The organism is Azospirillum sp. BE72, assembly GCF_031455875.1.
In the GTDB taxonomy this organism is placed as follows: domain Bacteria; phylum Pseudomonadota; class Alphaproteobacteria; order Azospirillales; family Azospirillaceae; genus Azospirillum.
Genome location: NZ_JAVDTO010000001.1, coordinates 892,697 through 905,571, shown reverse-complemented (window position 1 = coordinate 905,571; position 12,875 = coordinate 892,697). Strand labels below are relative to the sequence as shown.

Annotated in this window: 11 protein-coding genes; all 11 read left to right on the top strand. The window is 69.5% G+C overall.

The genetic code is table 11. From position 1 onward, the window contains the following. Positions 1 to 4 precede the first annotated feature (4 nt). The 11 genes from mraY (at position 5) to ftsZ (ending at position 12,860) form a co-directional block, all read left to right on the top strand. Positions 5 to 1,090 (top strand): phospho-N-acetylmuramoyl-pentapeptide-transferase, encoded by a 1,086-nt coding sequence (mraY, locus tag J2Y49_RS04465; RefSeq protein ID WP_149222053.1) that lies wholly within the window; start codon positions 5 to 7, stop codon positions 1,088 to 1,090. Positions 1,091 to 1,104: 14 nt separating this feature from the next. Beyond that, positions 1,105 to 2,514, top strand: coding sequence for a UDP-N-acetylmuramoyl-L-alanine--D-glutamate ligase (gene murD / locus J2Y49_RS04460; protein ID WP_310112721.1), 1,410 nt, complete (start codon positions 1,105 to 1,107; stop codon positions 2,512 to 2,514). Then, positions 2,511 to 3,632 carry an FtsW/RodA/SpoVE family cell cycle protein gene (locus J2Y49_RS04455; RefSeq protein WP_149222055.1) on the top strand — a complete coding sequence of 374 codons (1,122 nt, stop codon included), beginning with the start codon at positions 2,511 to 2,513 and terminating at the stop codon, positions 3,630 to 3,632. Before murD ends, J2Y49_RS04455 begins: the two co-directional genes overlap by 4 nt. Further along, positions 3,629 to 4,894 (top strand): undecaprenyldiphospho-muramoylpentapeptide beta-N-acetylglucosaminyltransferase, encoded by a 1,266-nt coding sequence (gene murG / locus J2Y49_RS04450; protein ID WP_310112720.1) that lies wholly within the window; start codon positions 3,629 to 3,631, stop codon positions 4,892 to 4,894. Before J2Y49_RS04455 ends, murG begins: the two co-directional genes overlap by 4 nt. Then, positions 4,891 to 5,139 (top strand): hypothetical protein, encoded by a 249-nt coding sequence (locus tag J2Y49_RS04445; RefSeq protein ID WP_149222057.1) that lies wholly within the window; start codon positions 4,891 to 4,893, stop codon positions 5,137 to 5,139. Before murG ends, J2Y49_RS04445 begins: the two co-directional genes overlap by 4 nt. Positions 5,140 to 5,146: 7 nt before the next feature. Continuing rightward, entirely contained in the window at positions 5,147 to 6,565 is a 1,419-nt protein-coding gene (murC, locus tag J2Y49_RS04440; RefSeq protein ID WP_310112718.1) for a UDP-N-acetylmuramate--L-alanine ligase, read from the top strand. A 14-nt stretch (positions 6,566 to 6,579) separates the two neighbouring features. Beyond that, positions 6,580 to 7,539, top strand: a complete 960-nt coding sequence (gene murB, locus J2Y49_RS04435) for a UDP-N-acetylmuramate dehydrogenase (RefSeq protein ID WP_310112716.1) — start codon at positions 6,580 to 6,582, stop codon at positions 7,537 to 7,539. Beyond that, on the top strand, positions 7,536 to 8,495 hold the full coding sequence (locus tag J2Y49_RS04430) for a D-alanine--D-alanine ligase (protein ID WP_310112714.1): 960 nt from the start codon (positions 7,536 to 7,538) through the stop codon (positions 8,493 to 8,495). The genes murB and J2Y49_RS04430 overlap by 4 nt, the downstream gene beginning before the upstream one ends. Next, complete coding sequence (locus J2Y49_RS04425) at positions 8,480 to 9,442, top strand: FtsQ-type POTRA domain-containing protein (protein ID WP_310112713.1); 963 nt, start codon at positions 8,480 to 8,482, stop codon at positions 9,440 to 9,442. Before J2Y49_RS04430 ends, J2Y49_RS04425 begins: the two co-directional genes overlap by 16 nt. 84 nt (positions 9,443 to 9,526) lie before the next feature. Further along, the gene (gene ftsA, locus J2Y49_RS04420) at positions 9,527 to 10,801 is read left to right on the top strand and encodes a cell division protein FtsA (RefSeq protein WP_149222448.1); all 1,275 of its coding nucleotides are present in this window, start codon (positions 9,527 to 9,529) and stop codon (positions 10,799 to 10,801) included. Between the two features lie 118 nt (positions 10,802 to 10,919). Then, entirely contained in the window at positions 10,920 to 12,860 is a 1,941-nt protein-coding gene (ftsZ, locus tag J2Y49_RS04415) for a cell division protein FtsZ (protein WP_310112711.1), read from the top strand. Positions 12,861 to 12,875 lie beyond the last annotated feature (15 nt).

The following is a 12,875-nucleotide window of genomic DNA, read 5'->3' as shown; positions in this document are numbered from 1 at the left end:
CCAAATGCTCTACAACCTCCTCTTCGGACTGGCCGACGTCTTCACGCCGTTCAACCTGTTCCGCTACCTGACCTTCCGCACCGGCGGTGCCGTGATCACGTCGCTGGTCATCAGCTTCGTGTTCTTTCCGCGCCTGATCGCCTGGCTGAAGCGCAAGCAGGGCGAAGGACAGCCCATCCGCGCCGACGGCCCGGAAAGCCATTTCAAGAAGAAGGGCACGCCCACCATGGGCGGCCTGATGATCCTGATCGCCATGACGGTCAGCACCCTGCTGTGGGGCGACCTGACCAACGCCTATGTCTGGATCGTCCTGCTGGTGACCATCGGCTATGGCCTGATCGGCTTCGGCGACGATTACCTGAAGCTGACCAAGCGCAACACCAAGGGGCTGTCCGGCCGCTTCCGGCTGGGCTGGGAGATCGCCATCGGGCTGGTCGCCTCCGCGCTGATCATGTGGGTGTCGGCCCCACCGCTGTCGGGCGGCGTCGCTGTGCCCTTCGTCAAGGATTTCCTGATCCAGCTGTCCTGGTTCTTCGTGCCATTCGGCGCCTTCATCATGGTCGGCGCGTCGAACTCGGTGAACCTGACCGACGGGCTGGACGGGCTCGCCATCGTGCCGACGATGATCGCCGCCGGCTGCTTCGGCCTGATCTCCTACCTGTCGGGCAACGCCATCTTCGCCAACTACCTGCAGATCCACCATGTTCCGGGATCGGGCGAGCTGACGGTCTTCTGCGGCGCCCTGGTCGGCGCCGGGTTGGGCTTCCTCTGGTACAACGCCCCGCCGGCCATGGTCTTCATGGGCGACACCGGATCGCTGTCGCTGGGCGGCGCGCTGGGCGCCGTCAGCGTGGTGACGAAGCACGAGATCGTGCTGGCCATCATCGGCGGCCTGTTCGTGCTGGAAACGGTGTCGGTGATCGTGCAGGTCGCGTCCTTCAAGCTGACCGGCAAGCGGGTGTTCCGCATGGCGCCGCTGCACCATCATTTCGAGAAGAAGGGCTGGGCCGAACCGACGGTGGTCATCCGCTTCTGGATCATCGCCTCGATCCTGGCGCTGGTCGGCCTGTCCACGCTGAAGCTGCGCTGAGGGGGCCCAAGGCGATGATCGACCTGTTCTATATGCAGGAGCTGCCCGTCGCGGTGATGGGGCTGGGCAAGTCCGGCCTCGCCACCGCCCGCGCGCTGCGCGACAGCGGGGCCGAGGTGCGGGTGTGGGACGACAACCCCGCCTCCCGCGCCGCGGCGGAGGCCGAGGGCTTCGCCGTCGTCGATCTCGCCACCGCAGACCTGTCGGATCTGACCACCATCGTCTGGTCGCCGGGCATCCCCCACACATACCCCACGCCCCACCCGGTCGCCGAGCGCGCCAAGGCAATGGGGATCGAGCTGATCTGCGACATCGAGCTGCTGGGCCGGGCGGAGCGCGATTGCGCCTTCATCGGCATCACCGGCACCAACGGCAAGTCGACCACCACCACCCTGGTCGGCCACATCATGGCCGCCGCCGGGCGCAAGGCTGCGGTCGGCGGCAACCTGGGCACGCCGGTGCTGACCTTCGACCCGATCGGGTCCGGCGGCACCTGCGTCCTGGAGATGTCGAGCTACCAGCTGGAGCTGACCCACTCCATCACCTTCGACATCGCCGTCCTGCTGAACATCACGCCTGACCATCTCGCCCGCCATGGCGGGATGGAGGGCTACATCGCCGCCAAGACGCTGATCTTCCACCGCCAGACCTGGCCACGCACCGCGGTGATCGGCGTGGACGACGAGCATTGCCGGAAAATCCACGCAGACCTCGTGGCGGCCGGCGACCAGCGCATCTGGCCGGTCTCCGCCCTGGGGCCGGTCGCGGGCGGCGTCTATGCCGCCGACGGCTGGCTGGTCGACGACACCGACGGCCAAGCCGCCCGCGTGGTGGAGCTGTCCACCCTGCCCACCCTGCTCGGCACCCACAACTGGCAGAACGCCGCCGCCGCCTTCGCCGCCTGCAAGGCCGCCGGCCTGCCGGTGCCGGCCGTCGTCGCAGCGATGGCGACCTTTCCTGGCCTTGCCCACCGGCAGCAGCTGGTCGGCGAGGCGGACGGCGTGCGCTTCGTCAACGACAGCAAGGCGACCAACGCCGACGCGACGGAAAAGGCGCTGGCCACCTTCGACCCGATCTACTGGATCCTCGGCGGACAGGCCAAGGACACCGGGCTGAACGGGCTGGAGGGCTATATGGGCCGCGTCCGCCACGCCTTCCTGATCGGCGAGGCGCAGGAACAATTCGCCGCATGGCTTGACGCGCAAGGTGTTGCTTATACACGCTGCGGGACGCTGGATATCGCAACCGCGAAGGCGGCTGGTCTGGCCCTGGCGGAACGGCTGGACGGCGCCTGCGTGCTGCTGTCGCCCGCCTGTGCGTCCTGGGACCAGTTTGCCAACTTCGAAAAGCGTGGCGAGGCTTTCGCAGCCTATGTCGCGGGCATACTCGGCGCGCGCGATGCGACGAGCGGGGGCGCTGCATGATCACCTTCGACCGTACCGACCAATCCATCTTCGGCCGCTGGTGGTGGACCGTCGACCGCTGGCAGCTGGGCGCCATCGCCCTGCTGATGTTTCTCGGCACGGTCCTGATCACCGCGGCCAGCCCGCCGGTCGCCGAGCGCATCGGCATCCAGGACACCTTCTATTTCGTCGAACGCCACCTGATGATGCTGATCCCGGCGATCATCATCATGGTCGGCGTCTCGCTGCTCAGCCCGCGCGGGGTGCGGCGGGTGGCGCTGGGCGTGTTCCTGTTCTCGGTGCTGCTGGTCTTCGCCACCCTGGTGGTGGGCATGGAGATCAAGGGCGCGCGGCGCTGGATCCACATCCCCGGCCTGTCGATCCAGCCGTCTGAGTTCGTCAAGCCCGCCTTCGCGGTGGTGGCGGCGTGGCTGTTCTCGCTGTCGCGCACCAACCCCGGCTTTCCCGGCGCGCTGGTGTCGATCGTGCTCTACGGCATCACCGTCGCCGGCCTGATCCTGCAGCCCGACCTGGGCATGACCTTCGTCGTTTCCGCCGTCTGGTTCACCCAGTTCTTCCTGGCCGGGCTGAATCTGGTGCTGGTGATGGGGCTCGGCGGGCTGGGCGTGGTCGGGCTGATCGGCGCCTATTACACGCTGCCGCACGTCACCAGCCGCATCGACCGCTTTCTCGACCCGAATGCCGGCGACAACTATCAGGTCAACCGGTCGCTGGAGGCATTCGCCAACGGCGGACTGATGGGCACCGGCCCCGGCCAGGGCACGGTGAAGTTCTATCTGCCCGACAGCCACGCCGACTTCATTTTCGCCGTCGCCGGTGAGGAACTGGGGCTGATCTTCTGCCTCGGGTTGGTGGTCCTGTTCGCCTTTGTCGTCCTGCGCGGATTCGCGCGGGTCTTCAACGACAACAACTACTTCGTCCTGCTGGCGACCGCCGGTCTTCTGATCCAGTTCGGACTTCAGGCGGCGATCAACATGGGATCGTCCTTGCATCTTATGCCGACGAAGGGCATGACCCTGCCGTTCATTTCCTACGGCGGCTCCTCGCTGCTGGCACTCGGGTTCGGCATGGGCATGGTTCTGGCTTTGACACGCAAACGCTTCGGCCCCGCGGAATGAGGAGGCCGACGGATTTGGACCCCACAGCGCACAAGGTGATCGTGCTGGCCGCCGGCGGCACCGGCGGGCATATGTTTCCGGCCGAGGCGCTGGCGCGCGAGCTGCTGTCCCGCGGCCGTGCCGTGACTCTGGTCACCGACAAGCGCGGCCATGCCTTCGGCGACAATCTGCCGGAGGTGCCGGTCCACCGCATCCGCGCCGCCTCCCCCGGCGCCGGGATCGTCGGCAAGCTGAAGGCCGCCCTGCAGATGGGGATGGGCCTGCTGGAGGCGCGCGCCCTGATGCGGCAGCTCGCCCCCGCGGCGGTGGTCGGCTTCGGCGGCTATCCGTCCGTCCCCACCGTCTATGCGGCCATCCAGTCCAAGCTGCCGGCCCTGCTGCACGAACAGAATGCCGTTCTCGGCCGCGCCAACCGGATGCTGATCGCAGGCGCCCGCCGCATCGCCGTCGCCTTCCCCGGCATCGAGAAGCTGGCCGAGGCGCAGAGCGCCAAGATCGTCCGCACCGGCAACCCGGTCCGTCCCGCCGTCGCCGCCCGCCGCCTCTCCCCCTACGAGGCGCCGCAGCCCGGTGGTCCCGTCCGCCTGCTGGTGATGGGCGGCAGCCAGGGCGCCCGCGTCTTTTCCGAGGTGATCCCCGCGGCGCTGGCCCTGCTTCCGGAGGACCTGCGCGCCCGCATCCATCTGGCGCAGCAATGCCGCGCGGAAGACCTGGAAACCGCCCGCGACGCGCTGGAGCCGCTGGGCCTTGCCCGGCTGGAGCTGCAGACCTTCTTCCGCGACGTGCCGGAACGGCTGGCCGCCTGCCACCTCGCCGTCACCCGCGCCGGTGCCTCCACCATCGCCGAGCTGACCTGCGTCGGCCGCCCGGCAATTCTGGTGCCCTACCCGCACGCCACCGACGACCACCAGACCGCCAACGCCCGCCATCTGGCGGAGGCCGGCGCCGCGTGGCTGGTGCCGCAGCCCGCCTTCACCGCGAGCGCGCTGGCCGAGCGGCTGTCCGCCCTGCTGGCCGATCCGCAGGCGCTGTCCGCTGCGGCGCAGGCCGCCCATGGCTGGGGCACCGCCGACGCAGCCAGCGCCCTGGCCGACGCCGTTCTGGCGATGCTGGACGGCGGCACCCGAGTCAACCGCACCGCCGACACCGGTTCCAACCAGACCGACCCGACCACGACCGATCCGACGAAGACTGACCACGACCGATCCCACAACGCCCGGTGGTCCGCCGCCGGCGCCAGCGCCAAGGGGGCCGCGGAATGATCAAAGCCAGGACACTGACCCGACCGACGCCGCGCCCGCTGCAGGACTGGCCGGCGGACATGACTCGGACCGAGGGCGGCTGGTACAACCGTCCGGGCTGTCCGCTGGTGCCGCGCTTCCTCGCCGAAGGCGGCTTTCTGCGGGATCGCCTGTCGATGATCCACGGATCGCAACCCCTTCCCAACGACCTGTCCGACGGGGCGGTCGACGCCACCCTTCGCCTGATGCTTCGCCGCGGAAAGTAAGCCTGACATGCGCGCCCTCCCCCTCTCGATCGGCACCATCCACTTCGTCGGCATCGGCGGCATCGGCATGAGCGGCATCGCCGAGGTTCTGCGGAACCTGGGCTACACCGTCCAGGGCTCCGACCTGGCCGAGAACGCCAACGTCAAGCGCCTGCGCGAACTGGGCATCAAGGTGTTCGTCGGCCATCGCGGCGAGAACATCGCCGGTGCGGCCGTGGTCGTCGTCTCCTCGGCCGTCAAGCGCGACAATCCGGAAGTGGTCGCCGCCCGCGCCGCCCTGGTGCCGGTGGTCCGTCGCGCCGAGATGCTGGGCGAACTGATGCGCCTGAAATGGGCCATCGCCATCGGCGGAACCCATGGCAAGACCACGACCACCTCGATGGTCGGCCATATGCTGGAGCACGCCAACCTCGACCCGACCGTCATCAACGGCGGCATCATCAACGCCTACGGCTCCAACACCCGGCTCGGCACCGGCGACTGGATGGTGGTGGAGGCGGACGAGAGCGACGGCACCTTCGTGAAGCTGCCGGCCTGCATCGCCGTCGTCACCAACATGGATCCGGAGCATCTGGACTTCTACGGCACCTTCGACAACGCGCGGGCCGCCTTCGACAGCTTCGTCCAGAACATTCCCTTCTATGGCTTCGCCGCGCTCTGCATCGACCATCCCGAGGTGCAGGCGATGATCCCCCGCGTGTCCGACCGCCGCATCGTCACCTACGGCTTCTCGCCGCAGGCCGACATCCGCGCGGTGAACGTGGAGCTGGGTCCCGACGGCGCCAAGTACGACGTGTTGATCTATGACCGCCACAGCGGCGAGAGCCGCGCCATCGCCGGCGTGCGCCTGCCGATGTACGGGCCGCACAACGTCCAGAACTCGCTGGCCTGCTTCGCGGTGGGCAACGAGATGGGCCTGCCCGACGTGGTGATGCGCGACAGCATGGCCAAGTTCCAGGGCGTGAAGCGCCGCTTCACCAAGACCGGCGAGGCCAACGGCATCACCGTCATCGACGATTACGGCCATCACCCGGTGGAGATCGCCGCTGTGCTGAAGGCCGCACGCACCGCCGGCACCGGCCGCACCATCGCCGTGGTCCAGCCGCACCGCTATTCCCGCCTCGCCGCCCTGTTCGAAGAGTTCTGCACCTGCTTCAACGACGCCGACGCCGTGATCGTCGCCGACGTCTATGCGGCCGGTGAGGCGCCGATCGAGGGCGTCAGCCGAGACAGCCTGGTGGAGGGCCTGCGCATGCACGGCCACCGCCATGTCGTGGCCCTGCACAACCAGCAGGAGCTGGCGCAGGTCGTGCGCGAGATGGCCAAGCCCGGCGACTTCGTCGTCTGCCTGGGCGCCGGCAACATCACCCAGTGGGCGAACGCCCTTCCGGGCGAGCTGTCGTCCCTCTACGGCACCAATCGATGACGGCGGCACCGCGCATGAGCGCCCCTCACGGCCATCGGATCGGCCACTTGATCGAGCGGATGCCCGCCGTGCGCGGGCGGCTGACCGCCGACGCCCCGCTGGCGCCGGTGACGTGGTTCCGCGTCGGCGGGCCGGCGGAGGTGATGTTCCGCCCGGCCGATGCAGACGACCTCGCCGGCTTCCTGGCCGCCTTGCCCGCCGAGGTTCCGGTGACGGTGATCGGCGTCGCGTCCAACCTGCTGGTGCGGGACGGCGGCGTGCCGGGCGTAACCATCCGGCTCGGCCGCGGCTTCACCGACATCCTGGCGGATGGGATGACGCTGACCGCCGGTGCGGCGGCGCTCGACCTCAACGTCGCCATGGTCGCCCGCGACGCCGGCATCGAGGGGCTGGAGTTCCTGTCAGGCATCCCCGGCACCATCGGCGGCGCGCTGCGCATGAACGGCGGCGCCTATGGCCGCGAGTTGGCCGACGTGCTGGTCTCCGCCACCGCGGTCGCGCGCGATGGCCGGCGGCTGGAGTTCAGCCATGCCGGCATGGGCTTCACCTACCGCCACAGCGCAGCGCCGGAGGACTGCATCTTCACCGGTGCCGTCCTGCGCGGGGAGCCCGGCAACCCGCTGGAGATCGCCCGCCGCATGGCGGAGATCTCGGACAAGCGCGCCGACAGCCAGCCCGTCCGCTCGCGCACCGGCGGTTCGACCTTCAAGAATCCGGCCCCTGAAATTTCCGGCGGCCACAAGGCTTGGGAGCTGATCGACCGGGCCAGCTGCCGCGGCCTGTCCATCGGCGACGCCCAGGTGTCGGAAAAGCACTGCAACTTCCTGATCAACAACGGCACGGCCACCGCCGCCCAGCTGGAAGCGCTGGGCGAGGAGGTCCGCCGCCGCGTGTTCGAGACCAGCGGCGTGACGCTGGAGTGGGAAATCAAGCGCATCGGCGTCCCGGCCGCCGAAGGAAGCACCGTCCAATGACCGAAGCCCTGCTCCACGCCCACAAGAAGCATGTCGCCGTCCTGATGGGCGGCTGGTCGGCCGAGCGCGAGGTGTCGCTGGTCAGCGGTGCCGGCGTCGCCAAGGCGCTGGAAGAGGAAGGCTACCGCGTCACCGCCATCGACGTGCAGCGCGACCTGGGCGGGCTGATGCACGCCCTGACCAATCCGCGCCCCGACGTGGTGTTCAACGCCCTGCACGGCCGCGGCGGCGAGGACGGGACGATCCAGGGCGTGCTGGAGTTCCTGGGCCTCCCCTACACCCATTCCGGCGTCCAGGCCGCGGCAATCGCCATGGACAAGGCGATGACCAAGCGGGTGCTGGATACGGTCGGCATCCGCTCCCCCAAAGGAATGGTGCTGTCCCGTGGCGAGATCACCGGCGGTACCCACCCCATGCCGGCGCCCTATATCGTCAAGCCTGTGGACGAAGGCTCGACCGTTGGCGTAACCCTGGTCCGCGAGGGGCAGAACAGCCCGGTCGGCGACGATGGCTTCTTCGGGGGGACCTTCGGAGAACGCGTGCTGGTCGAGGAGTTCATCCCCGGTCGCGAACTGACCGTGGGCGTCATGGGTGACCGCGCTTTGGCGGTGACCGAGATCGTCTTTCAGGCTCAGGTCTACGACTACACCGCGAAATACAGCGCCGGCCATGCCGTCCATACCATCCCCGCCGCGATCCCCGAGGCCGTGGCGGAGGAGGCGAAGCGGCTGGCGGTGCTGGCGCACCACACCCTGGGTTGCCGGGGTGTCTCGCGCAGCGACTTCCGCTGGGATGACGGCCGGCCGGGAACCGACGGGCTGTACTTCCTGGAGATCAACAACCAGCCGGGCATGACGCCCCTGTCGCTGGTGCCCGAACAGGCGGCGCATGTGGGAATTTCCTACGGCGCGCTGGTCGGCTGGCTGGTGGAGAATGCCGCATGTCAGCTCGCCTGATGGCCGACCCGGACTTCCGCGCCGCCGCCGCCGGCGCGCGCGCCCGGGACGAGATGCCGACCCCGCCGCGCGCCATGGCCGCGTCGGCGCAGAAAGGCAAGCGCCGCCGCGCCTGGCCGCGCTGGACGCGTTCGGCCGTCAAGGCGGCGCTGATCCTGGTGCCGGTGCTGGGGCTGACCGCCGCCGCCGGCTCCACCTGGAAGCGCGGCACCCTGGCCGACACGCTGGAGGCGGCGCGGGAAAGCGTCATCCAGACCACCGGCGACCTGGGTTTCCGCCTGTCGGAAATCCTGGTGGTCGGCCGCAGCGAGACGGAACGCGACGCCGTGCTCGACGCGCTGGGCGTGCGCCGGGGCGAGCCGATCCTGTCCATCGACCTCGCCGAGGCCAAGCAGCGGCTGGAAGAGCTTCCCTGGGTGTCGTCGGCCTCCATCGAGCGCCGGCTGCCCGGTTTCCTCTACATCCGCCTGTCGGAACGCCAGCCGATGGCGATCTGGCAGCATGAGCGGCAGTTCACCGTCATCGACCGCGCCGGCCGGCCGCTGGCCGATGCGGCGGAACTGGCCCGCCGCGGCAACCAGCGCATCGACACGCTGCCCCAGGTGATCGGCGCCAACGCCCCGCAGCAGGTCCACACCCTGCTGTCGGCGCTGGACAGCGCCCCCACCATCGCTCCGATGCTGTCCTCGGCCAGTTGGATCAGCGACCGGCGCTGGAACCTGCAGCTCAGCAACGGCGTGACGGTGAAGCTGCCCGAAGGCACCGCGGAGATGCGCCGCGCCCTTCAGCAGCTGGAGCAGATGCATACGGCCAGCCATGTGCTGGACCGCGACATCGTCGCCATTGACCTGCGGCTGCCCGGCCGCGCCGCGATCCAGACCTCCGCCACCGCCCAGCTTCCTGGCTGGGAGGATGAGTCGAAGAAGAAGAACGGCAAGAAATCGTAAGGACGGACCGGCGGCGGGCCTTTCCGGGGGAAGCCCGTCGCCGGTGGACAGGAGTAGAGGGGACGTTTGGGGGGCATGTTCGGGATGGGATTCAACGGCGCCAAGAAGCCGAAGCGGCCAGCCCGTGGCGGAATCGTCACGGCGCTGGACGTCGGCTCGACGAAGGTGTGCTGCGTCATCGCACGGATGGAGGAGCCCGGCTCCCTCCGCGTGATCGGCGTCGGCCACCAGATCGCCACGGGCATCCGCGCCGGAACCATCATCGACATGGAGGCGGCGGAAACCTCGATCGGTGCCGCCGTGCATGCCGCCGAACAGATGGCCGGCGAAACGGTGCACGATGTCGTTGTCAACCTGTCGATGGGCCAGCCGCGTTCCCACGCCTTCACCGCCACGGTCCCCGTCTCCGGCCAGGAGGTGACGGAGGGCGACATCCGCCGCGCCATGGCCCATGCCCGCACCCTGCAGGCCGGCCCCGATCAGGCGCTGATCCACACCATCCCGCTGGGCTTCAGCCTGGACGGCAGCCGCGGCATCCGCGACCCCAAGGGGATGAGCGGCCATTCGCTTGGCGCCCAGCTGCATGTCGTCACCGCTGCGGCCGGCGCCATCCGTACGCTGCACGCCTGCATCGCCCGCTGCCACCTGAACATCGAATCCATCGTGGTCAGCCCCTTCGCCTCCGGCCTCGCCTGTCTGGTGGAGGACGAGATGGAGATGGGGGCGGCCTGCGTCGACATCGGAGGCGGCGGCACGACAATCTCGATCTTCTCCGAAGGCAATCTGGTCTGGACCGGCTTCGTGCCCTTGGGCGGCCGGCATGTCACCAACGACATCGCCCATGGGCTGACCACGCCGCTGGTCCATGCCGAACGGCTGAAGGTGCTCTACGGCAGCGCCCGGGTGAACCCGGCCGACGAGCGCGAGATGATCGAGGTCCCGCAGATCGGCGAGGACGAGCGCAGCGGCAGCGGCACCGCCAGCCACCCGCGCTCCTTCCTGGTCAGCATCATCCAGGCGCGGATGGAAGAGATCTTCGAAGAAGTGCGCAGCGCCATCGAGCAGTCGGGCCATTCCCGGCTGGTCGGCCGGCGCGTCGTGCTGACCGGCGGCGCCAGCCAGCTGCCCAACACGCGCGACATGGCCGCCCCGATCCTGGACAAGCAGGTCCGCATCGCCCGCCCGACCCGGATCGCCGGCCTCAACGAGGCCCATGGCGGCCCGGCCTTCGCGACGGTCGCGGGCCTTCTCCTACACGCCGTCCGCAACCCGACGGAGCTGATGGTGACCGGCCACGAGGCGGTCGCATCCACCGGGCTCATCGGCCGCGTCGGCCTCTGGCTGCGGGAGAATCTGTGATGATTCCCGCTGCCATCCACCGATTCCCGAACGGACAGACACCGGACACAACCGGGCGCCGGTCGCGGCATATCAAACATCAAACCCAACGAAAACAGGTTGTGGAGGCCTGAACACCATGATCAACGTGACCATTCCCCAGATCGAGCCCGAACTGAAGCCGCGCATCACCGTGTTCGGCGTCGGCGGCGCCGGCGGCAACGCCGTCAACAACATGATCAAGTCGAACCTGGAAGGCGTGGACTTCGTCGTCGGCAACACCGACGCGCAGGCGCTGAAGGGTTCCTTGTGCGAAAAGCGCATCCAGCTGGGCACCGGCACCACCCGCGGCCTGGGCGCCGGCTCCAAGCCGGATGTCGGCCGCGCGTCGGCCGAGGAGCAGATCGACGAGATCGTCCAGTATCTCGAAGGCTCCAACATGGTGTTCATCACCGCCGGCATGGGCGGCGGCACCGGCACCGGTGCGGCACCGGTCATCGCGCGCGCGGCCCGCGAGCGCGGCATCCTGACCGTCGGCGTCGTCACCAAGCCCTTCCATTTCGAGGGCGGCCACCGCATGCGGCTGGCCGAGGGCGGCATTGCCGAGCTGCAGCAGTATGTCGACACCCTGATCATCATCCCGAACCAGAACCTGTTCCGCATCGCCAACGAGAAGACGACCTTCGCGGACGCCTTCAAGATGGCCGACGACGTTCTGCATTCGGGCGTGCGCGGCGTCACCGACCTGATGGTGATGCCCGGCCTGATCAACCTGGATTTCGCCGACATCCGGTCCGTCATGACCGAGATGGGCAAGGCGATGATGGGCACCGGCGAGGCCGGCGGCGAGCGCCGCGCCATCGAGGCCGCCGAGGCCGCCATCTCCAATCCGCTGCTGGACGACGTGTCGATGAAGGGTGCCCGCGGCGTCCTCATCAACATCACCGGCGGCTACGACATGACCCTGTTCGAGGTCGACGAGGCGGCCAACCGCGTCCGTGACGAGGTCGACCCCGACGCCAACATCATCTTCGGCTCGACCTTCGACAGCTCGCTGGACGGCGTGATGCGCGTGTCGGTCGTCGCCACCGGCATCGACGCCGCCGCGATGAGCAACCCGCGCACCCTGCACCCGGTCAACCTGTCGCTGGTCGGCGACCGCGCCAAGAAGCCGGGCGCTCCCGGCAATCTGACCGGCGCGCCGGTCGCCCCGGCCGGCGCCCCCGGTTCGCCCATCCCCAGCGCCGCCATCGGCCTGCGCACCCCGCAGCCGGTGACCGCCGGCGCCGCCGCGATCCAGCACGACCCGGCCCAGCAGCACGCCCCCCAACAGCATGAGGCGCCGAAGCCCGCCGCCGGTCCGTTGCATGGCGAGAACCAGGGCGGCCATTTCTTCGCGCCGAAGCCGGCCGATGCCGGTCCCCGCCAGCCGGTGACCGTCGGCGCCGCCCCGCTGTCCGCTCCCCAGCCGCAGCAGCCCGCCGCCCACCAGCAGGCCCCGCAGGCTCACCAGCAGCCGCAGCCGCAGCAGCACCAGCCGCAGCAGCCGGTCTCCCACCAGCAGGCCCCGCAGGCCCACCAGCATCACCATCACGCCGCCCCGCAGGCTCACCAGCCCCATCCGGGCGGCCTGTCGGTCGGCCCGGCTCCGGCGCAGGCGCCCGCTCCGGAGCCGGCGCCCGCCCGCAAGGGGAACTTCCTGTTCGGTCTGGTGACCGGCCTCGGCCGCAAGTCGGAACCGGCGCACCAGCCGGCCCCGCAGCCCGCGCCGCAGGTCTACCAGCCGCAGCCGGCCCCGCAGCAGTACCAGCCGGCCCCGCAGGGCTACCCGCAGCAGCAGCCGGCCTACCCGCAGCAGCCGCAGGCGCCCCAGGCCTATCAGCCGGCCCCGTCCTACCCGACCGCTCCGCAGCAGGCTCCGGTCTATCCGCAGCAGCAGGCGGCTCCGCAGCAGGCCCCGCAGGCGCCCAGCTATCCGGCCGCCCCGCAGCAGATGGCCCCGGCCCCGCGCGCCGACGCCAAGCCGGGTGAGCAGGAGGAACTGGACATCCCGGCCTTCCTGCGCCGTCAGGCCAACTGAGCGCCCACCATTCCG